The organism is Desulfallas thermosapovorans DSM 6562, assembly GCF_008124625.1.
Taxonomy (GTDB): domain Bacteria; phylum Bacillota; class Desulfotomaculia; order Desulfotomaculales; family Desulfallaceae; genus Sporotomaculum; species Sporotomaculum thermosapovorans.
In genome coordinates, this window is record NZ_VNHM01000013.1 from 25,573 (window position 1) to 46,077 (window position 20,505).

At 53.9% G+C, this 20,505-nt stretch carries 20 protein-coding genes; 19 read left to right on the top strand and 1 reads right to left on the bottom strand.

Going from position 1 to position 20,505, the window contains the following annotated elements; all coding sequences use genetic code 11:
* Positions 1–62 precede the first annotated feature (62 nt).
* From LX24_RS11150 to LX24_RS11195, 10 genes are all read left to right on the top strand, one after another.
* Entirely contained in the window at positions 63–272 is a 210-nt protein-coding gene (locus LX24_RS11150) for a DVU_1557 family redox protein (protein WP_166512239.1), read from the top strand.
* A gap of 12 nt (positions 273–284) precedes the next feature.
* Entirely contained in the window at positions 285–1,028 is a 744-nt protein-coding gene (gene trsM / locus LX24_RS11155) for a DVU_1556 family methyltransferase (RefSeq protein WP_166512240.1), read from the top strand.
* Positions 1,029–1,035: 7 nt separating this feature from the next.
* Positions 1,036–1,491: a DVU_1555 family C-GCAxxG-C-C protein gene (locus LX24_RS11160; protein WP_166512241.1), complete on the top strand. Its 456-nt coding sequence runs from the start codon at positions 1,036–1,038 to the stop codon at positions 1,489–1,491.
* Positions 1,484–2,884 carry a radical SAM (seleno)protein TrsS gene (gene trsS / locus LX24_RS11165; RefSeq protein ID WP_166512295.1) on the top strand — a complete coding sequence of 467 codons (1,401 nt, stop codon included), beginning with the start codon at positions 1,484–1,486 and terminating at the stop codon, positions 2,882–2,884. Before LX24_RS11160 ends, trsS begins: the two co-directional genes overlap by 8 nt.
* On the top strand, positions 2,881–4,251 hold the full coding sequence (locus LX24_RS11170) for a DVU_1553 family AMP-dependent CoA ligase (protein WP_166512242.1): 1,371 nt from the start codon (positions 2,881–2,883) through the stop codon (positions 4,249–4,251). Before trsS ends, LX24_RS11170 begins: the two co-directional genes overlap by 4 nt.
* Before the next feature lie 73 nt (positions 4,252–4,324).
* Entirely contained in the window at positions 4,325–5,374 is a 1,050-nt protein-coding gene (locus LX24_RS11175; RefSeq protein ID WP_166512243.1) for an XdhC family aldehyde oxidoreductase maturation factor, read from the top strand.
* Positions 5,371–6,498, top strand: a complete 1,128-nt coding sequence (locus tag LX24_RS11180; protein ID WP_166512244.1) for a DVU_1551 family NTP transferase — start codon at positions 5,371–5,373, stop codon at positions 6,496–6,498. The genes LX24_RS11175 and LX24_RS11180 overlap by 4 nt, the downstream gene beginning before the upstream one ends.
* Before the next feature lie 7 nt (positions 6,499–6,505).
* Positions 6,506–7,120 (top strand): alpha-ribazole phosphatase, encoded by a 615-nt coding sequence (gene cobC / locus LX24_RS11185; protein WP_243131715.1) that lies wholly within the window; start codon positions 6,506–6,508, stop codon positions 7,118–7,120.
* A gap of 357 nt (positions 7,121–7,477) precedes the next feature.
* Positions 7,478–8,413, top strand: coding sequence for a helix-turn-helix transcriptional regulator (locus LX24_RS11190; protein WP_166512245.1), 936 nt, complete (start codon positions 7,478–7,480; stop codon positions 8,411–8,413).
* A 224-nt stretch (positions 8,414–8,637) separates the two neighbouring features.
* On the top strand, positions 8,638–8,808 hold the full coding sequence (locus tag LX24_RS11195; RefSeq protein ID WP_166512246.1) for a DUF1540 domain-containing protein: 171 nt from the start codon (positions 8,638–8,640) through the stop codon (positions 8,806–8,808).
* Positions 8,809–8,918: 110 nt separating this feature from the next.
* Here the strand turns inward: LX24_RS11195 and LX24_RS11200 are convergent, their stop codons facing one another.
* Positions 8,919–10,139: an amidohydrolase family protein gene (locus LX24_RS11200; protein ID WP_166512247.1), complete on the bottom strand. Its 1,221-nt coding sequence runs from the start codon at positions 10,137–10,139 to the stop codon at positions 8,919–8,921.
* A 499-nt stretch (positions 10,140–10,638) separates the two neighbouring features.
* On the opposite strand from LX24_RS11200, the gene panC reads away from it, so the two are divergent.
* The 9 genes from panC (at position 10,639) to pnpS (ending at position 20,461) form a co-directional block, all read left to right on the top strand.
* Positions 10,639–11,484 carry a pantoate--beta-alanine ligase gene (gene panC, locus LX24_RS11205; RefSeq protein WP_166512248.1) on the top strand — a complete coding sequence of 282 codons (846 nt, stop codon included), beginning with the start codon at positions 10,639–10,641 and terminating at the stop codon, positions 11,482–11,484.
* A 3-nt stretch (positions 11,485–11,487) separates the two neighbouring features.
* On the top strand, positions 11,488–11,868 hold the full coding sequence (gene panD / locus LX24_RS11210; RefSeq protein WP_166512249.1) for an aspartate 1-decarboxylase: 381 nt from the start codon (positions 11,488–11,490) through the stop codon (positions 11,866–11,868).
* A gap of 192 nt (positions 11,869–12,060) precedes the next feature.
* The gene (nadA, locus tag LX24_RS11215; protein ID WP_166512250.1) at positions 12,061–12,981 is read left to right on the top strand and encodes a quinolinate synthase NadA; all 921 of its coding nucleotides are present in this window, start codon (positions 12,061–12,063) and stop codon (positions 12,979–12,981) included.
* A 136-nt stretch (positions 12,982–13,117) separates the two neighbouring features.
* Positions 13,118–14,698: an L-aspartate oxidase gene (gene nadB, locus LX24_RS11220; protein ID WP_166512251.1), complete on the top strand. Its 1,581-nt coding sequence runs from the start codon at positions 13,118–13,120 to the stop codon at positions 14,696–14,698.
* A 110-nt stretch (positions 14,699–14,808) separates the two neighbouring features.
* The gene (gene nadC, locus LX24_RS11225) at positions 14,809–15,672 is read left to right on the top strand and encodes a carboxylating nicotinate-nucleotide diphosphorylase (RefSeq protein ID WP_166512252.1); all 864 of its coding nucleotides are present in this window, start codon (positions 14,809–14,811) and stop codon (positions 15,670–15,672) included.
* A gap of 119 nt (positions 15,673–15,791) precedes the next feature.
* Positions 15,792–16,763 (top strand): biotin--[acetyl-CoA-carboxylase] ligase, encoded by a 972-nt coding sequence (locus LX24_RS11230; protein ID WP_166512253.1) that lies wholly within the window; start codon positions 15,792–15,794, stop codon positions 16,761–16,763.
* A gap of 370 nt (positions 16,764–17,133) precedes the next feature.
* Positions 17,134–17,709 carry a biotin transporter BioY gene (locus tag LX24_RS11235; protein WP_166512254.1) on the top strand — a complete coding sequence of 192 codons (576 nt, stop codon included), beginning with the start codon at positions 17,134–17,136 and terminating at the stop codon, positions 17,707–17,709.
* A 262-nt stretch (positions 17,710–17,971) separates the two neighbouring features.
* Positions 17,972–18,667, top strand: a complete 696-nt coding sequence (locus LX24_RS11240) for a response regulator transcription factor (RefSeq protein WP_166512255.1) — start codon at positions 17,972–17,974, stop codon at positions 18,665–18,667.
* Positions 18,668–18,676: 9 nt separating this feature from the next.
* Entirely contained in the window at positions 18,677–20,461 is a 1,785-nt protein-coding gene (gene pnpS, locus LX24_RS11245) for a two-component system histidine kinase PnpS (protein WP_166512256.1), read from the top strand.
* Positions 20,462–20,505: the final 44 nt, after the last annotated feature.

Here is a 20,505-nt window from a genome sequence, read left to right on the forward strand (position 1 = left end):
GGGGATATACCCCTTTACGGGAGCGCCCCAGTATATAAATATCCCGATAAGGATGTGAAATAGTGGCCGAAAAGGAAGTCCAGGCGGAATCTATATATGAATGTCTCAAATGTAACTTGCCCATGACGCCGGGCAAGGTTACCGTGTCCTATATGGGCAGTAGCTTTCCGGTGGAACTGTTGAAATGCCCCGGGTGCGGGCTGGTCTTGATTACCGAGGATTTGGCCCTGGGCAAGATGCTGGAAGTGGAAAAGACCCTGGAAGACAAGTAGGGAGTGAAGGTGATGGAATCCGCTGTATCATGTCCCATGTACGAAGGAAAGCCCATCCGGGATGTAACCGGGGATACCATCCGGCCGGGCGGGTTTACCTTGACGGACCGGGCACTTGCTTTATGCTCCTTTGCTGCCGGGGCCAGAGTGTTGGACGTTGGCTGCGGTGCCGGTGCCACGGTGGAATACTTGATAAACAACCACCAACTGGATGCTGTGGGGGTGGATCCCTCCCCGGCGCTGCTGGAGCAGGGGCGCCGGAGGTGCCCCGGCCTGCCCCTTATGGAGGGGGCCGGGGAAAACTTGCCCTTCAGGGACGGCGAAATGGATGGTGTACTGGCGGAATGTACCCTGAGTGTAATGGAAAACCCGGACCGGGCTTTGGCCGAGTGCTGCCGGGTGCTAAAAAGCGGCGGCTGGCTGGTGGTGACCGATGTCTATGCCCGTAACCCGGCGGGGGTGAGCACACTGCACGAATTACCCCTGGAGGGATGTCTTAAGGGTGCCATGTCCATTGATGAGCTACTACAAAAGATCAAAGCCCGGGGCTTTGAGGTGGTTTTGTGGGAAGACCATACCAGGCTGCTGGGTGAGCTGGTGGCCGGTCTGATCCTGGCCCATGGTTCCATGGCTGCATTCTGGGGCTGTGTGACAGGTGATTCCGTTGCCTGCGGGGATATTCAGAATGCGGTGCGTAAGGCCCGGCCGGGTTATGTTTTGGTCCTGGCCAAAAAGGTGGCAACCGGTAAGGAGTGAAATGGATATGAATGATGAGATGATGCGCATGCTGGAGCTGTACCAGCAGGGGTTTAACTGCAGCCAGATACTGCTGGCCCTGGGGTTGGAGCACCGGGGTGAAGATAATCCCGGTTTGATTCGGGCCATGACGGGCCTGGGCGGCGGGCTGGGGTTTTCCGGTAAGACCTGTGGTGCCCTCACCGGTGGTGTTTGCCTGCTGAGCCTGTACGCGGGCAGGGGTGCGCCGGAGGAGAAAGAGCATGATGAGCTATTATTGATGATTGACGAGCTGGTGCAGTGGTTTGAAGGGGAAATCGGTCAGCATTACGGTGGTATAAACTGCGGGGATATTCTGGGTGACGACCTGGCGGAAAAGGTGGTTTCCCCCCAGTGCAGCAGTATTGTTATTGAAACATACAACAAAATAAAAGAAATAATGCTTGACCACGGGATCGAACTGTCCGGTGAAAAAAATGACTGAGGCGGGGCGTGTCCTGGCGGTGACGGAAAGTCTTTGCCCCCATTGCCTGGCTAAAATTCCCGCCCGGCGGGTGGCCCGGGGAAACCACGTTTATTTGGAAAAGGAATGTCCCGAGCACGGCAGTTTCAAGGTGGTTATCTGGCGGGGAGAGCCCTCTTTCGAGTCCTGGTCCAGGCCGAAAATCCCTGCGGTGATTAATGTTCCCTTAACCCGGGTGGAGCGGGGATGTCCCTTTGACTGCGGTCTCTGTCCCGACCACCGCCAGCATACCTGTACTGCGGTGTTGGAGGTGACTGGCCGCTGCAACCTGCACTGTTCATTTTGTTTTGCCGGTTCCGGTGGTGGTGCTGCTCGGGATCCCGACCCCGGGGTGATCAGGGGCTGGTACCGTACCCTGCTGGACGCTGGTGGACCCTATAACATCCAGCTCTCCGGCGGTGAACCCACCATGCGTGACGACCTGCCCGGTTTGGTGTCCATGGGCCGGGATATGGGGTTTAGCTTTATCCAGCTGAACACCAACGGCCTGCGGCTCAGCCGGGAGCCGCGGTTTTTTGAAGAATTGCAGCGGGCTGGCCTGGCCTCTTTATTTCTGCAATTTGACGGAACGGAAAGCGAGATATACAGAAAGCTGAGGGGCCGTGATTTACTGGCGGACAAGCTGGAGACAATCCGGCTGTGCGGGGAACTGGGCATCGGTGTTATCCTGGTGCCCACCGTGGTGCCGGGGGTCAATGACCATAATATCGGGGATATTATTGACCTGGCCCTGGAACATTTACCGGTGGTGCGGGGGGTGCACTTCCAACCCGTGAGCTATTTTGGCCGCTATCCCCAGCCGCCCTCCGATGACATGCGCATTACCCTGCCCGAGGTTATCAGCAATATTGCCCGGCAGACCGGGGGACGGATCAAGGTGGAAAATTTCCGGCCGCCGGGCTGTGAAAACGCCCTGTGCTCCTTCCACGGAAATTTTATTTTAATGCCCGGCGGGACTTTGATGCCCACCACCCGGCATGAAACAAACCAGAACACAAGTTGCTGCTGTACGCCCGAATTGGCGGTGGAGGGGTCCAGGAAATCCAGGAAGTTTGTGGCGAACCACTGGTCGGCCAGCCGGCCCGTCCCTGTTCAAAAGTCATGCAGTTGCGGCGGCGGTGGCATGGAGGAGTTTATACGAACCGATAGCATGGATCTTTTCCTGGCCAGGGCCAAAACCCATACCCTTTGTATTTCGGGCATGGCCTTCCAGGATGTGTGGAACGTTGACCTGGAGCGGGTGAAGGACTGCTGCATCCACACGGTTTCCCCCGCCGGCAAGCTGATACCCTTTTGTGCCTATAATATTACCGATAGCCAGGGCAGATCAATTTACAGGGGGCGTGCCGATTGATTACCAAAACACCTTTGGAACAGTGGATTTTAAATAAAATAACCGCCTCCGCCGGGTTCAGGTCTCAAGGGCATGCGGGTGGGCTGACCCGCGGCCTCATTGAAAGTTACCAGCTGGCCAAATTGAAGGAAACCGTGGCCCTGGCCCGGGGAAAAAGCCTTTTTTACCGGGCCGCCCTGGCCGGCTTTACCCCGGATAAAATAAAATCGCTGCGGGACCTGTCCGGCCTCCCCTTTACCACGGCAGAGGATATCAGGCAAAACCCGTTGCGGTTTTTGTGCTGTTCCCAGGATGATATCAAGCGGGTAGTTACCCTGGAAAGCTCGGGTACCACGGGGATGCCCAAAAGGATTTTTTTCACCGCCGCCGACCAGGAACTGACCAGGGATTATTATCATCACGGCATGACCGTGGTTAGCCGGCCCGGTGATAGGGTGATAGTGCTGCTCCCCTGTGAGCGGCCGGGCAGTGTGGGCGATCTGTTTGCGGAAAGCGTGCGGCGCATGGATGTGGTGCCCGTGCGGCATGGTATTGTAAGGGATCCCGGGTATACCCTGGAGGTAATGGCCAGGGAGCGGGTTGATACGCTGCTGGGGATACCGACCCAGGTGCTGGCCCTGGCTTGTCATGAACCACCGGGCCAGGATAAATTCGGCCTGAAGATCAAAAATGTGATCCTTAATACCGACCATCTTTCCCGGGCCATCATCCACCGTATTACAGAAAGGTGGCACTGCAGGGTTTTCAACCAGTATGCCATGACTGAAATGGGATTGGGGGGCGGCCTGGAATGCGCGGCGCTGGCGGGTTACCACATGCGGGAGGCCGATCTGCTCTTTGAGATAATTGATCCTGTCACCGGCGCTGTGCTGCCCGACGGCCAGGAGGGGGAAATTGTCTTTACCACCTTGACCCGCAGGGGGATGCCATTAATCCGCTACCGCACGGGAGATATGGGCAGGTTTATCCCCGGGCCGTGCCCCTGTGGTACCGTGCTGAAGCGCATGGCCCCGGTGCGGGACCGGGTCAGGGGGCGGATTCCCCTGGCCGGAGGAGGATTCCTCAGTATGGCGGTGTTGGATGATGCTTTATTTGCCACTCCAGGGGTGCTGAACTTTAAGGCCGATATTTTGCCGGGCAGCGGCACGGATTGCCTGGCTGTCAAAGTCCATTTGGCGGGCTGGGCCGGAGAAGAACTGGCGGTATTGATTCAAAAAACACTGCTTGCCGTTCCCGTGATTGCTGAAAATGTCAAACAGGGAGCTTTAACCGTGGCCCCCGTTGAAATTGACAGGTCCGGGGAACTGTGGCCGCCGGCCAAACGATTAATCCGGGATTTGCGCAACAATGGTGACCGTCCGGCGTAATATTTTTGTTGGCTGCTGAATGGATAATTAACTCCGTGATAAAAAAGTACTGAATTTACGGGGGTGCGATTATATGGTTAAAATATTCAAGGATGTGCTGCAGCTACTGGAACAGGGTGAAAGTGTTGTATTGGCCACCATACTGGCCAGTTACGGCTCCACTCCGCGTACGGCGGGTTCTAAAATGATTATCCACCGGGATGGCTCAATTACCGGCACCATCGGCGGTGGTTTGGTGGAGGCAATGGTCATCAAGCAGGCCGCCCGGGTTTTGGAGGAAAGAAAGGCCCTAATCAGGGAGTTTAACTTGGACAGTAAAAGCGCCGGGCAAATGGACATGATCTGCGGTGGCCATTTAAAGGTATTGCTTGATTATTTGGACGCGGGTAATGGAAAGCTGGTGGACACATATCGTAAACTGGGAGAAGCTATGGCCGCCAGGCAAAAGGCTGTGCTGATCACCCCGGTGCCCGGGGGCGAGGCCGGGGAACCCGCCGGGCGCCAGTGCCTGGTGGTGGCGGGCTCCGCCCCTGTGGGCACATATCTTCCTCAACCGGGCGAAACAGAGCAATTGCTGAGCCTGGCTGATAGCCGTTATCCCCAGGTGGTGGCGGTGGGGGACCGCAGTTTTTTGGTGGAGCAAACGGGGGATTACGGCACCGTCTATATTTTTGGCGCCGGTCATGTGTCATTGCAGGTGGCCCGTTTGGCCAAAACGGTGGACTTTCGTACCGTTGTACTGGATGACAGGGAGGAGTTTGCCAACCGGGAGCGGTTCCCCGAGGCCGACCGGGTGGAGGTACTGCCCACTTATGATGTAGACATGGCGGAATTGGGTGTTGACGAGGATAGTTATGTGGTTATCGTAACCAGGGGCCATGCCCATGATAAAACAGTGCTGGCCCGGGCACTGCATTCTCCGGCCTGCTATATAGGTATGATCGGCAGCAAAAGCAAGCGGGATAACATCTACAGGAGGCTGGAAAGCGAGGGTTACGACAAGGCCAGGCTGGCCCAGGTATACAGTCCCATTGGTTTAGCCATCAAGGCCGAAACTCCCGAGGAAATTGCGGTGAGCATCGTGGCCGAATTGATCAAATGCAGAGCGGAGCGTATGGCATGAGTAATATAGCTGCGGTGGTGCTGGCGGCCGGTTATTCATCCCGCATGGGTGAATTCAAGCCCCTGCTGCCCCTGGGAGAAAACACCGCTTTAGCCAGAGCGGTGCATTTATTTCAAGCTGCCGGTATAACCCGGTTGCTGGTGGTGACAGGTCACCGGGCGGCAGATCTGCGGCCTGTGCTGGAGAAACTGGAGGTGCCCGGGGTGCATAACCCGGACTACCACCTGGGTATGTTTTCTTCGATCCGGGCCGGAGTGGCCGGCTTGCCGCCCCGAACGGAGGCTTTCTTTTTACTGCCCGTCGACCATGCCCTGGTGCGGGTGCAAACCGTTAAATCATTGCTGCGCAGGCGACGTAAAAGTGGGGCGGATATTATATACCCCTGCTTTGCCGGGGAGCGGGGCCACCCGCCATTGATATCTGCAAAATATACCGGAGAGATACTGAGTGCTCCTGCCGGTGGTAACCTGCGGCAAATCCTTGCCCGGCACGAAGCCGAATCCCTGGATGTGGAGGTGGCCGACCGGGGTGTGGTGCTGGATATGGATACCCCAAAAGATTATCAAAATCTTTTGCAGCGGGCCGAGAACATCGATATCCCCGACCCACGGGAATGTGAAGCCATCCTGCGTATTGCCGGGACCCCCGACCGGGCGGCCGCCCATGGCCGGGCGGTGGCGGAACTGGCCGTAGCCCTGGGGGCGGAACTTAATCGGCGCGGGTATCAATTGCGGCTGGACTTGATTGAAGCAGCAGGCCGGCTGCATGATATGTGCAAAGGAAGGCCCCGGCATGCCGCGGTGGGGGCGGAACTGCTGGCTGCCATGGGTTTCCCCCGGGTAGCTGAAATTGTGGCCTGCCACATGGGGGAAGGCTTGCCCGCCGGTACCCGGATCGGGGCCAAACACCTGGTTTATTTGGCGGACAAGCTCCTGTGCGGCGACAGGCCGGTTACCCTGGAAGAAAGATTTTGGGGTTCCATGGAACGTTTTGCCGCAGAACCTGATGTTAAGCAGGCGATACAGGAGCGCTGGCTCCGGGCGGAGTTGCTCAAGGGACAATTGGAACGGGTACTGGGTGTGCAACTTGATACATGGCTAAAGGGTTGGCGCAGGGGGGTATAGGTGGCAGATGAAACCGGTGGTGATTTATCTGGTACGGCACGGTGCCATTGATACCGGCCGGGAAAGGCGCTTCATCGGCCAGATTGACCTGCCGCTGTCCAGTGGCGGGGTCCGGCAGGCGGAAAAATTAAGGGACCGGCTGGCGGGTGCCAGTCTGGCCGGGATATACTGTAGTGATCTCACCCGGTCACTGGAGACAGCCCGGATAATTGCAGCGGAGCACCCGGTGCCCCTTGTGGCCGACGCGGATCTACGGGAAATATCCCTGGGGGCATGGGAAGGGCTCAGTTTTGCGGAAATAAACCGCCGTTATCCCGCGGAATTTGCCAGGCGCGGCGACGACATCGCCGGTTACGTTCCCCCGGGCGGTGAAAGTTTTGCAAGCTTTGGCCGGCGTATCATGACAGCCTTCAACCGGCTGGTGGAACAGGCCAATCGCGATATACTGATTGTGGGCCATGCCGGGGTAAACCGGGTTATTATCAGCCGGCTTTTGGGGGTGCCTTTGCATAATATTTTTTACATAGGTCAGGATTACGCCTGTTTAAACATTATTTGCCGGGAGAAGGGAAAATACAAAATAAAGTTATTAAATAGCACGGAGCATCTTCAGGCCGGTTGATAGATTACCGGCTTTTTTTGAGCAGAATCCGGGCAATCCAGTAAAATTGCTACCAGTTCTCTTTCAACCTTATATGCATGCCTTTCCGGGGCACAAAACGTCATGAAAGAATTTCTTTCAGAGTTTCAACACCCGGTACCAAAGTTTGCTCTTCGAACAAACTCTACAAATGTTCTCCCCGAGCTCGCTTGTGTTGATAAAATATGAATGATATGCTATTGATAGCTATGCATGTAAATGGCGGGGCGTTTATAGTTCGTTTAATAAATTTAAAATGATGGCTAGTGTTAAACCGGCCGGTAGCCGGTACAGGGTAGTATAATTTATAGTTTTTGGGGGTTGGCAGGGGGGATATTTTTGAAGGAAGACCGGTCTTTGACGCCTAAAGAAGTGGCCGGGATTTTGAAAATTGCCAAGAACACAGTTTACGAACTGGTTAAAAGGGGCGAGCTTCCGGCATACAGGGTGGGCCGGAAAATAAGGATTGAACTAAATGATGTGCTGGCGTATAAACAGCAAGGTAAAAGGAGCGGTTTTTTCCCCGCACCGGGTCCGTCCCGGGAATTACCGCCTGTGGAAAGAATGGCCGGTCACGTGGTTGTCTGCGGGCAGGATGTTTTGCTGGATATACTGGCCCGGCATCTGGAGAAATACCCCGGGGGAAAGCGTGTTTTCAGGTATCACGTGGGTAGTTTCGCGGGTCTGACGGCCCTTTATCATGGTCAAGCCCATATGGCGGCCATTCATCTTTGGGACGGTGATTCGGGGAAATATAATGTTCCTTTTGTGCGCCATATGCTACCCGGTGTCCCTGCGGTGATTATACACCTGGCCTGCCGGATGCAGGGCTTTTACGTGGCCGAAGGCAATCCGCATCATATCAACCACTGGAGGGATTTGACCAAACCAGGGGTCCGCTTTATAAACCGGGAAAAGGGCTGCGGCACCCGGGTTTTACTTGACGAGCAGTTGAGGTTGCAGGGCATCGACCACAAAGCCATCAACGGTTATGAGAATGAAGAGACATCACATTTGGCCGTGGCCAGCACCGTGGCCAGGGGTGAAGCCGATGCCGGGCTGGGTAACGAAAAGGCCTCGCTGCAGGTGCGGGGGATAGATTTTGTTCCCATGCAGAAAGAACGTTATGAGCTGGTTATCAAAAAAGAGGATTTGGAAAAACCCGAGTACCGGGCGGTATTGGATATTGTTTGTTCACCTTTATTTAAGTCGGAACTGCAGGGGCTTGGGGATTATGATTTAACCGAAACCGGTACCATAGTAGCAGAAACTTGATTAAAAGGGGCATTTAAACACGAAACGCGGATCAGTAAATTTAGATAAAACTGATTTTTTTTATTATAAAGTTGTTCGAAAGGCAGGCTTTGGTGCCAGGTGCTCCCAGGGTTGAAAGATAAAAATCTTTCCATACCGGCCCCTTTTAAGTGCCTTTTTTTTCTGTTCATATTTTTGAAGGTAGTAGAGATACTATTTTTAACAATAAAAAAGGAGGTTTGTTTATGCCCAGAATCAAATGTTCTGTAAAGGGCTGTTTATACCAGGAGGGTTCCGAGTGCAGAGCTTCCAGCATCCAGGTCAAGCCCACCAACCCGGATCTGATGACCAGTGTTACCGATGATACCGCTTGCCAGACCTTTAAGCCCCGCACATCCATGATTGAAGACATCTAGGACAAGCTATTTTATGATAACGGCACTCTTCATGGGTGCCGTTTGTTATAGTAATAGTAAACATGATGGAAGCACGGGGGCACGGGGACGGTTCTCCTGCGGCCCTGCCCCTATACGGGTTGAAAAACATACTCAATGTTGCGCAGGTTATTGATGTCTCCCAGGGGGTCCCCGGAGACGGCAATCATGGCGGCGGGGTTGCCCGGGGCGATGCGGCCCCAGTTAAGGCCCAGTACGCGGGCGCTGTTAATTGTGGCGCAGCGTATTATTTCTTCCGGTGTAAGCCCCGCCTGCCGGTACAGAGCCAGCTCTTGCCGGTAACTGTAACCGTGCCGTACACCCGAGGCGCCGGAGTCGGTGCCCACACCGAGGGTAACACCCAAATTGCGGGCTTCATTGATCATAGCTAACTGCCGGTCCACCGTTTTGGCGATTACATAATTGTCCTGGTTGGGGGCCGGGTGGAGACTGGTTAACTGGGCGGCCACCGGTACCACGGTGGGAATCCAGGCCACCTGTTTTTCGGCCATTAGCTTCAGGGTGTCCCGGCTTAAAAAGTAACCGTGCTCGACCGTGTTTACTCCGGCTTTTACGGCCAGGGCCACGGCTTCATCCGAGCTGGCATGGGCCATTACGCCCAGTCCCAGGTTGCGGGCACCTTGCACAATGGCGGACAGTTCTTCATACGTATATTGCACCGGTCCCACCCGGGAGTATTCCTTAAAGCTGACCACGCCCGAAACAAGTACTTTGATCTGGTCCACCCCATGCCGGGCCAGTTGTCCAAGGGCGCTGTCCAGCATTTCGGCCGGTACGCCCCGGCCAAGAAAGGAGCCATATTTTCGGGGCTTGCGCAGCGCCCAGCCCGAAGCCCGGATTACAGGCCCGGTTAATTCACCGCTGGCCACAAGTTCCCGGTAACGCAAGGCAATTCCCGGCCTGTCTCCCCCGTCCCGCACTGCCAGTATACCGTGCCGGACAGTATCCCACAGTTGGGTGCTGATCTGAGTGTGTAATTCGCCGGGTTGTTCCCAGCGGCGGCGGGCGGTCGCAAAATCCAGCCCGTCCAGGGCCAGGTGCACATGGCAATCCGCCAGGGGTGGTAAGATCGTTAAACTGCCCAGGTCCAGGAAGGTGGTTTGGCGGTTTGGTTGTTTAAACCTGTAGGGGTCGTCCTTTGTCCCGGTAATTGCTGCTATCCGTCCCTCCTCCAGGTAGATGCTTAAAGGGCCGGGGTTGGTTGGCCCGCCGCTGGTTCCTTCCATATCACCGGCTATGGTGCCGGTGTTGATGATGTAATTTTGTGTTTTATCAATTTTTATTAGTTGCATACCTTTAATCTAACACTGCTAATTTATTTAATCAATCCCGGGTGCCAAAGGGTTACTCTGAACATGCCGGTACAGGTAATGAAGCCTGCAAGAAATTCTTTCACAAAGCTTTGTGCCCTGGAAAGGCATGCATATAAGGTAGACCAACAAAATTTAACTAAAGTGAAAATTATAAAAATATTGCCACAACACCATTGGTATGTTAAAATTAATGACGTATTGGGCGGTATCCCTTGGAACCGCACCGCTTGTTTGGGGTTACCGGGTTTTTAAAATCCTGGTTAACCAGAACAATTTCGGTATTTTTATCATTCTATTATATGTTTATAGTAAACGAAACGGTTAAAGCTGCCCGTTTCATGGAATAATTTATTTCAATCTCCGCTTGGAGCCGCCAGGACCGAGACGGGTTACAATAGGGTTGTTCATGCCCTTCGGACTTGTCCGGAGGGTTTTTATATTCTTCGTAGACAATGATCATAAGGAGTTGTGCCCAGTCATGCAGGTTTGCCGTACTATCAATGAAATCAGAGAGTTTACAGACAGAGCAAGGACTGTGAGAAAAACCGTGGGTTTGGTGCCCACCATGGGCTATTTTCATGAAGGACACCTTAATTTAATGCGGGAAGCAAAGAAAATTTGTGACTGTGTGGTGGTTTCCCTTTATGTAAACCCGCTCCAGTTCGGACCCAGGGAGGATTTGGCGGAATACCCCCGGGACTTTGAACGGGATTGCGCCCTGGCCGAGTCGGTGGGTGTGGATGCCATTTTTGCCCCGGATGATGATGAAATGTACCCGGCAGGATACAACTCCTATGTGGAGGTAAGTGGAATAACGGATAAACTCTGTGGTCTATCCCGGCCCGGCCATTTTCGCGGGGTAACCACCGTGGTAACCAAACTTTTTAATATTGTTCGGCCCGACCAAGCCTTTTTTGGGCAAAAGGACGCCCAGCAGGCCATGGTTATAGAAAAAATGGTCCGGGATTTAAACATGAACCTGGAAATCATTACCCTGCCTATTGTGCGGGAGGCGGACGGTCTGGCTATGAGTTCGCGTAATGTTTACTTGAGCGAGGAGCAGCGCCGGGCGGCGCCGGTGCTTTACCGCAGCCTTTGTGCGTTTAAGGCTGCCGTGGACAGCGGTGAGAGAGATGTTGCCAAACTGCGCCGTGGTATCGAGGAAATGATTTTATCCGCTCCCGGTGCCCAAATAGATTATATTGAAATATTATCGGTGCCGGATCTGGAAACAGTTAATACATTGACCGGTAAATGCATTGCCGCTCTGGCAGTACGTTTTGGCAAAACCCGGCTTATTGATAATATGGTTGTGGAGGTGTGACCAATGTTATTAACCATGTTTAAATCCAAAATTCACCGTGCGGTGGTTACCGAGGCCAATTTGAATTATGTGGGCAGTATTACCATAGACGAGGCTTTGATGGAAGCGGCCGATATATTGCCTAACGAAAAGGTTCAGGTGGTAAACAATAACAACGGTGCCCGGCTGGAAACCTATGTCATACCAGGCCCCCGGAACTCGGGAGTAATCTGCCTGAACGGGGCCGCGGCCAGGCTGGTGCAGCCAGGTGACACCGTGATCATAATTACTTATGCTGTTATGGACCGTAATGAAGCACGCAATTTTACACCGACGGCGGTTTTGGTGGATGAGCATAATAAAGTAATCCGCGTGATGGATGAAAAACATGGCGAAACGGCTTAGACGCCTTTTTGACCTGGTTTTCGGTATTCCTTGCTTTCACACCGGGCCGGTAAATTCCCTATCTGATAAAAAACATTTTGTTGAGATAAAGCGAAATGTGAGTGTATAATTGAGAGAGTGTATTATTGAGTATATAATTATGAAGTAATAATTCACGCTGGCTAAAACTCGCTGTTACCAAGGAGTGATTATGTGCCTGATGCTGCCGATTTAAAACAATTGACGGACGAAATAACGCGGCTTAAACAGCAGCGCAATGCGATTATTTTAAGTCACGTATACCAACCGCCCGAAATACAGGAAATTGCCGATCTGGTGGGTGATTCCCTGGAGTTGTCCCGCCGGGCCGCTGCCACCGAAGCCAGTGTAATTGTTTTTTGCGGGGTGCATTTTATGGCCGAGAGCGCAGCCATATTGTCGCCCCAAAAGACGGTATTACTGCCCGAAGTGCAAGCGGGTTGCCCCATGGCGGACACTATCACGGCAGAGGCGCTGCGGGCCAAAAAAGCTGAGTTGCCCGGTGCGCAGGTGGTTTGTTATGTAAATACATCCGCGGAAGTAAAGGCGGAATGCGATATTGCCTGTACCTCAGCCAACGCCGTGCAAGTGGTGGCCTCTTTACCTGCTGACCGGCCGGTTTTGTTTGTGCCCGACAAAAACCTGGGCCGGTATGTGGCCAAGCAATCCGGGCGCAAGATGCATATTTGGGACGGTTGTTGCCATATCCATGACCGGCTCACTGCAGGTGATGTGCTAAAAGTCAAGTCCTTGCACCCGCAGGCGCTGGTACTGGTGCACCCCGAGTGCCGCCCCGAGGTGGTGGAACTGGCTGATCACGTGGCCAGCACCACCGGTATGCTGCGGTTTGCCGGGGAAAAACCGGCCGGGGAATATATTGTGTGCACCGAAAAGGGTATATTGCACCAGTTTAACAAACAATACCCCGGTAAAAAGTTTTACCCCGCTTCCGACAAGCTTGTTTGCCGGGATATGCAGTCCACTACCCTGGAAAAGGTGCTCAAGGCACTACAAACCCTGGAGCCGCAGGTAACCGTTGCGGGGGAAATCAGGGAACGTGCCCTGCAGTGTCTGGAAAGGATGCTGGCGGTATAATGATTTAATTTCATCAAAAGGATTTTTTATTGGTATTGCTTTGTGGACATTGCCGGGCAACATGCGGGTATGTCCCCTTTCTTTATTGCCGCGGCTCTCAACTCTGGAGCCTGTGGATAAAATGGAGGGTTTGCCAGTGGCCAACCACTATATTATGAATTTCAACACCCGGGACCTGCCCAGATATAACACCGACTATGTTATCCTGGGCAGTGGTATCGCCGGGTTTTTCACCGCCCTTTTGGCCGGCCGGCTGGGGGCCGGGGTTACCGTACTTACCAAACAAAGTATTTTGGACAGCAACACTGACAAGGCCCAGGGTGGTATAGCCGCTGTTATGGACAACGATGACTCGCCGGAACTGCATTACCATGACACGCTCCGGGCGGGCGCCGGGCTGTGTGACAGGGGGGCGGTGCGCATCCTGGTTAACGAAGGGCCGCGCCGGGTTTTGCAGCTCATCGATATGGGCGCCCGCTTTGATGTGGAGGGCGGGCGCCTGGCCCTTACCCGGGAGGGGGCGCACAGCTGCCGGCGCATATTGCATGCCTGCGGCGACGCCACGGGTGCCGAGATACAGCGGGTGCTGAACAACCAGGCCCTGGCGGAGCAGAATATCGAGGTGTTGGAACGTCATATTGCCATTGATCTTTTGGTTAAGGATAATGTTTGCCACGGGGTGCTGGCCTATGATTGTGAAACCTGCAGTCTGGAGGTTTTCCAAAGCCGGGCCGTGGTTTTGGCCACCGGTGGTTTGGGACAGCTTTACGAGCACAGCACCAACCCCGAGGTGGCCACCGGGGACGGCATTGCCATGGCTTACCGGGCCGGTGCCGAAGTGATGGATATGGAGTTTTTGCAATTTCACCCCACCGTGCTGAACCTGCCCGGTGCACCGCGTTTTCTGATTTCCGAGGCCGTGCGGGGCGAGGGGGCTTACCTGCGCAATGACCGGGGTGAGCGTTTCATGCCCGGATACCATGAGTTGGCTGAGCTGGCACCCCGGGATATTGTGGTGCGGGCCATTTTGCAGGAAATACATAAGGGCTCCCGGGGCGTATTTCTCGATTTAAGCCACCTGGACAGTGAGATGGTATTGCGCCGGTTTCCCAATATCAACCGTACTTGCTTGAGATACGGGCTTGATATTACCCGGGATATGTTGCCGGTGGCCCCGGCCGCCCATTATATGATGGGTGGTGTAAAAACCAATTATTTTGGAGAAACCAGTGTGGAGCGGCTTTATGCCTGCGGCGAGGTGGCCTGCCAGGGGGTGCACGGGGCCAATCGCCTGGCCAGTAATTCGCTATTGGACGGGCTGGTGTTCGGCGGTCGCATCGTGGAGCGTACCGCCGGGCTTTGGCGGGAAAAGGCGGGCTCCTGGCCCGGTTTTGCCTCGGAATTGCCCGAGCCTGCGGAGCCCGTTGATTACCACGGGCTGCGGGATGAACTAAAGGCCCTGATGAGCCGGTACGTTGGCCCGCTGCGCAGCCGGGAAGGTTTGGAAAAGGTGCTTGGCTTTATGGATGGATATGCCGGGCTGGAAAATAGCGCCGCTCCCACCATGCTGGCCGCCGAAACACGTAATCGTTTACTGGTTTCCCGCCTGGTGGCGGAATCAGCGTTAATGCGCACCGAGAGCAGGGGCGGTCATTTTCGCCAGGATTACCCCGTATCCCGCAATAGCTGGCAAAAGCATATTATTATGCGCAAATGACAGGTATCCTGGGCTAGAGTTTAATATTACCATACATCCATGCCGTGAGCGACACCGGCAGAAGGATGAAAATTACCTAACGTTATTTTCAGAACAGGAAGGCGGGTTTAATGTATATTAACGAAGGTTATATAAACGATCTTGTCAGTCGCGCTTTGGTTGAGGACATCGGTTCTGGTGATTTGACCACGGACAGCATTGTACCAGGCGATCTAGAGGTGACCGGTTTTATTAAAGCGAAGCAGGATGGTGTGGTGGCCGGTTTACCCGTGGCCCGGGCGGTGTTCCGCTGCCTGGATGCCGACCTGCATTTTGCACCCCGGGTGGCGGAAGGGGCCAGGGTCAAGGCCGGTGATGTGCTGGTGCAGCTAAGCGGGCGGGCCCGAACCATACTTACCGGGGAACGGTTGGCCCTTAATTTTCTGCAGCGCCTGTCGGGGATAGCCACCGCCACGGCAGAACTGGTGGAAAAGGTGCGGGATTACCCGGTGCGCATCGTGGATACCCGTAAAACCACCCCGGGCCTGCGTTTACTAGAAAAATACGCTGTCCGGGTGGGGGGCGGGCATAACCACCGCTTGGGCTTGTTTGATGCCGTGCTGATTAAAGATAACCATATCCGGGTAGCCGGTGGTATTAAACAAGCTGTGGAAAGGGCCCGGGCCCGGGTGCCCCATACCGCTAAAATAGAGGTGGAAACCGAGGATCTGGACGGCGTCAAGGAAGCCCTGGAGGCGGGAGCCGATATCATTATGCTGGATAACATGGACACCGGTACCATGACCCGGGCCGTGCGACTGGCCAATGGCCGGGCGCTGGTGGAGGCTTCCGGGTGTATCAACGCCCAAACCGTTGAGGCGGTGGCGGCCACCGGGGTGGATATCATTTCGGTGGGGGCACTGACCCATTCCGCCACTGCGCTGGATATCAGTTTGGATGTAGGGGAGCTTAAACCCATGCCCGTAAAAGCTTAAACGTAAACCTTTGCAAATGTTGTGGTTGACAATGATTCTGGTGAGAATTACAATTAATTTGATCGCTGCATGGCTTAATATAACATGTTGCGGGTGCGGCAAAATGGAGTGGGCAAATTATGAAGGGCACTATAGTGCAAATTTTAAAGCAGAGCGGTGATTGGGTTTCCGGGGAATACCTGTGCCGGGAGCTTGGTGTATCCCGCACGGCGGTGTGGAAACATATCCGAAATCTGCGGGAGGAAGGTTACGACATCGAGGCCCGGGCCAACCTGGGGTATCGCCTGCGCAGTGTGCCCGATGTTCCTTATCCCGGGGAGGTTGCCGAGGGGCTGGGCACCGCAGTGATGGGCAGCCGGATTGAATACTTTGTTGATTTACCAACCACCAACGACGAGGCCAAAAAGCTGGCCCGGGCGGGCTACCCCGAAGGTACGGTGGTGGTGGCCGAAACCCAGAGCGGCGGTAAAGGCAGGATGGGGCGGTTTTGGTTTTCACCCCGGGCCAGGGGGTTGTGGTTTTCTGTGATATTGCGCCCGCCGGTCAATTTAGTGGAAACCCCCCAGATGACCATGGTGGCCGCCGTGGCGGTGGCGCTGGCGGTTCGGGAGCACACCGGGGTTGCGGCGGGCATTAAATGGCCCAATGATTTGCTGGTAGAAGGCAAGAAGCTGTGTGGTATACTGGTGGAACTAAACGCTGAAATCGACCGGGTCAATTTTATGGTGGCGGGCATTGGTTTAAATATAAATATTGACAGCAAACAATTCCCCCCCGAGCTGGTGGGTATAGCCACATCTTTAAAAATTGAGACCGGGCGTCATATACCCCGGGTGCCTGTGCTGCGGGTGCTGCTGCAATCTTTGGAAATCTGGTACCAGCGCTGGTTGCAGGAGGGGTTTGCACCTGTACTGGAGAAGTGGCGGGAATTATGTGTTACTCTGGATTGCCCGGTTACCGTACATACTATTAAAGGCAGCTATGCCGGCCACGCCCTGGATGTGGACGAAACCGGGGCGCTGCTGGTGCAAAGGACTGACGGTACAGTGGAGCGCCTGGTGGCGGGGGAGGTGTCGCTGCGAAAAAGATAAGCATAAGGTTCCATGTCATTGTTAAAAAGACTGTAAGCCAGCGCGGACTTGTATAAAATTACCGCTTTGTTAGGCGGTAGTTTTTAATAGTTGAATAGTTAACCTGTTCGGCTTGCCGGGTTAACTATTCAAATGCGCTATATTGCTGTCGCGTTCAGTTGTTGCCCTTCTCAGTTGGTGCTACCCAATTGGGTAGCACCACCAGGTGCCGGGTGCCTACCGGTTGCAGGTCAAAGGCTTTCAACCTTGTATGCATGCCCTTTCCAGGGCACAAAACGTCATGAAAGAAATTCTTTCTGACTTTCAACACCTGACACCAAAAACTGGTTTTATCAACCATGATAGTTCGAAAAAAGGGAGTGTATGCAAATTGAGCAAGTTAACACCGCGGGACATGGCCCTGGTGGCCATGTTTGCTTCACTGGCTGTGGTGGCCGCGCTTTTGTTTCGTTTTTTTGGCGGTATGATTGTGCCCTTTAGCCTGATGCCCTTTGTAGCGCTGCTGGCCGGGGGGCTATTGGGGGCCAGGCTGGGGGCGCTGAGTATGGGTATTTATGTGCTGATGGGGGTGCTGGGCTTACCGGTATTTGAAAAACCGCCCTATGGAGGACCGGCCTATATTCTATCCCCCACCTTCGGTTTTTTGCTGGGATTTATTTTAGCCGCCCTGGTGACGGGTTTGGTCTTGCATGGCCGGACCGATGCCGGCCCGGTGCGCCTTTCCCTGGCCATGCTGGCGGGCCTGGCCATGATTTGGGTTGTGGGACTACCGTATCTATATGTAATATTGAATTTCTATATGGGTCAATCCTATGATCTGGCAAAAATTATAACGCTCTTTTTTGTTCCTTTTATAGGTTTTGATTTGCTTAAAGTACTGGCGGCCGGGGTGCTTATACGTGCAGTGGGGGCGCGCTTGCCGGTGCTTAGGGCACAGGGGAACTGATGGATATAATGTGATCATATAACCCCGGAACACCGGGGCTTTTTCATGTCCGGTATTTCGGGATCAGGTTGATGGTTTTTGGTTTTTTATGGTTAACAGCAACGAAACAGTAAAGGTGAATTGGCATTACCGGGCGCAGGATTATGTAACCCATGGTCCCGTTGCGCCGCTGAAAAAACAATGCTATCATAATTCCGGCGGCTTTTGCGATTGTCAATTGCCGGTTCACAATTTCACCGGGGCAGCCCGGCGGAGGATAAAAATGGCACACAGAGTACTGGTTGTTGACGATGAAAAATCGATAGTCAGGCTTGTAACCTTTAATCTTGAAAAGGAAGGTTTTATACCCCTGGAGGCTTACAACGGCAGGGAAGCACTGCGCCTGGTGGAAGAGCAAAACCCGGATCTGGTGGTACTGGATTTAATGCTGCCGGGATTGGACGGGCTGGAAGTTTGCCGCCGCATTCGCCAGGCGGGTCACGGGATGGGGGTAATTATGCTTACCGCCAAAGACCAGGAAATAGACAGGGTACTGGGTTTGGAACTGGGAGCCGATGACTATATCACCAAACCCTTTAGCCCGCGGGAACTGGTGGCCAGGGTCAAGGCGGTGCTCCGGCGGACAGCGGCCCGCCAGGAATACACACGGTCCGGAGAGATAATTAAAACCGGTGCTCTGGTTATTGACGCCGGCAAATATGAAGTGAAAGTCGACGGTAAACCGGTGGAACTTACCCCGAAGGAATTTGAACTGCTGAACTTTTTAGCCAGGAACCCCGGCAAGGTTATGAGCAGGGACGTGCTTTTGGACAACATCTGGGATTATGCCTTCAGCGGTGATACCAGGATTGTTGATGTGCACATAAGTAATATACGGGAAAAAATTGAGCCCAGTCCCAAAAACCCGGTGTATATAAAGACGGTAAGGGGAGTGGGCTACAAATTCAGGGGAGATTAAATATAACCGGTGTTAAAATTCAAGCATTTAAGATGGAAGTTTACCGTCACCTGTGTCGGTCTGGTGATACTCTCCATGCTGGTCCTGGGGGTTTACCTGCTGCATTCCCTGGAGAAATACTATTATCATAATTTGGAGAACAAATTAACAACCCAGGGTAAATTAATATCCCGCCATGTTGAGGGTATGACCGGAGGCTTGAATCTGCCCGTAATGGAAAGAATGGTGGAACAGTTCAGCAGCGATGTTAACGCCCGGGTAACCATCATTGATGCAAAGGGCGTTGTGCTGGGGGATTCCGAAGAAGATGCCGGGCAGATGGAGAACCACCTGACCAGGCCGGAGGTGCAGCAGGCCCTGGCCGGGGGAACCGGTATGGCAATTCGTTACAGCAGCACCTTGAACAGTGATATGATGTACGTGGCCGTGCCCGTTATGGCCGGTGGTGAAACAACCGGCTTTGTGCGCCTTGCGGTTTCCCTGGCGGCAACCAGGCAGGCCTTGTTTAACCTGTGGTCGGCGGTGCTGCTGGCTATTTTGCTGGCTGTATTGATAACGTTGCCGGTAACCCTGACCCTGGGTAAAAAGGTAACCCAACCGCTGGAATCCCTCATTGTCTTTGCCAGGCGTATTTCCGGCGGTGATTACGACCACCGGGTCAGCATCAAGAGCAGTGACGAAATCGGGGAGCTGGCCGGCACTCTGGATGATATGGCCGCAACCATTAAGGAGCAGGTGCGCCAGGTTACCGAGGGTAAAAATAAACTGGAAGCGGTACTGGCCAGCATGACCAGCGGTGTCATTTTTGTCGACAATAAAGGCCAAATAAACCTTGTCAACCCGGCTGCGGAGAATTTTCTTGCTTTCATGACACCCGGGGGAGCGGGTATACCCCATACCGCTTCTGTTCGACACCCGGAGCTATCCGCGGCAATAGACGAGGCCCTAAAGACAGGCAGGATTGTGGAACGACAAATTAAAATACTTGTTCCCCGGGAAACTGTCCTTGAGGTGATCATATCTCCCTTTTTAGGTGAAGAAGGACAATTAAACGGGGTTGTGGCTGTGCTACACGATATTACCCGTATCAGGAAGCTGGAAAAAATACGCACGGAATTTGTCGATAACGTTTCCCACGAGTTGAAAACACCGGTTACGGCCATCAAAGGGTTCACCGAGACGCTCCTGGACGGGGCCATGCACCAGGAAGAGACCTGCCGGGAGTTTATAGAAATTATTGACCATGAAGCCGGGCGATTGAGCCGGCTGATTCAAGATTTACTGGACCTGTCCAGAATTGAGTATAACCGGGTGCAGGCCCGGTTTGAAATAATTAACCTTGTGCCGGTTATTCACCAGACCGTACTTAAACTGCGGGGATACGCGGAGAATAAGGGATTGGAGTTAATCCTGGATCTGCCCGGAAAGGACGTGCCGGTTCGGGTGGACAGGGATATGATTGAACAAGTATTATTAAACCTTGTTGACAACGCCGTGAAGTATACACCGCCCCGGGGCCGGGTCAAAATAGAGCTTGCTGAAGCAGCAAACCAGGTTACCGTGTGGGTGCGGGATACCGGTGCCGGTATACCCCAGGAGGATTTGGACCGGGTTTTTGAAAGGTTTTACCGGGTGGACAAAACCAGGAGCCGCGCTCTGGGGGGAACCGGTTTGGGGCTCAGTATCGTTAAACATATTATCGATTTGCACGGGGGTACCGTGGGGGTTTATAGCACACCGGGCATTGGTTCCAACTTTTATTTTACGCTGCCCAGGGGGGCAGATAAAAAGTAGACAGGTAGCTGGATTGAATAAGTAAGAGGCGGCTTGGGAAAGAA

Coding starts and splice junctions, on each gene's coding strand:
- LX24_RS11230 (WP_166512253.1), top strand. CDS start 15,792: ATGAAGGGCACTATAGTGCAAATTTTAAAGCAGAGCGGTGATTGGGTT.
- panC (WP_166512248.1), top strand. CDS start 10,639: ATGCAGGTTTGCCGTACTATCAATGAAATCAGAGAGTTTACAGACAGA.
- cobC (WP_243131715.1), top strand. CDS start 6,506: ATGAAACCGGTGGTGATTTATCTGGTACGGCACGGTGCCATTGATACC.
- trsM (WP_166512240.1), top strand. CDS start 285: ATGGAATCCGCTGTATCATGTCCCATGTACGAAGGAAAGCCCATCCGG.
- panD (WP_166512249.1), top strand. CDS start 11,488: ATGTTATTAACCATGTTTAAATCCAAAATTCACCGTGCGGTGGTTACC.
- LX24_RS11160 (WP_166512241.1), top strand. CDS start 1,036: ATGAATGATGAGATGATGCGCATGCTGGAGCTGTACCAGCAGGGGTTT.
- nadC (WP_166512252.1), top strand. CDS start 14,809: ATGTATATTAACGAAGGTTATATAAACGATCTTGTCAGTCGCGCTTTG.
- LX24_RS11240 (WP_166512255.1), top strand. CDS start 17,972: ATGGCACACAGAGTACTGGTTGTTGACGATGAAAAATCGATAGTCAGG.
- LX24_RS11200 (WP_166512247.1), bottom strand. CDS start 10,139: ATGCAACTAATAAAAATTGATAAAACACAAAATTACATCATCAACACC.
- LX24_RS11195 (WP_166512246.1), top strand. CDS start 8,638: ATGCCCAGAATCAAATGTTCTGTAAAGGGCTGTTTATACCAGGAGGGT.
- LX24_RS11180 (WP_166512244.1), top strand. CDS start 5,371: ATGAGTAATATAGCTGCGGTGGTGCTGGCGGCCGGTTATTCATCCCGC.
- trsS (WP_166512295.1), top strand. CDS start 1,484: ATGACTGAGGCGGGGCGTGTCCTGGCGGTGACGGAAAGTCTTTGCCCC.
- LX24_RS11175 (WP_166512243.1), top strand. CDS start 4,325: ATGGTTAAAATATTCAAGGATGTGCTGCAGCTACTGGAACAGGGTGAA.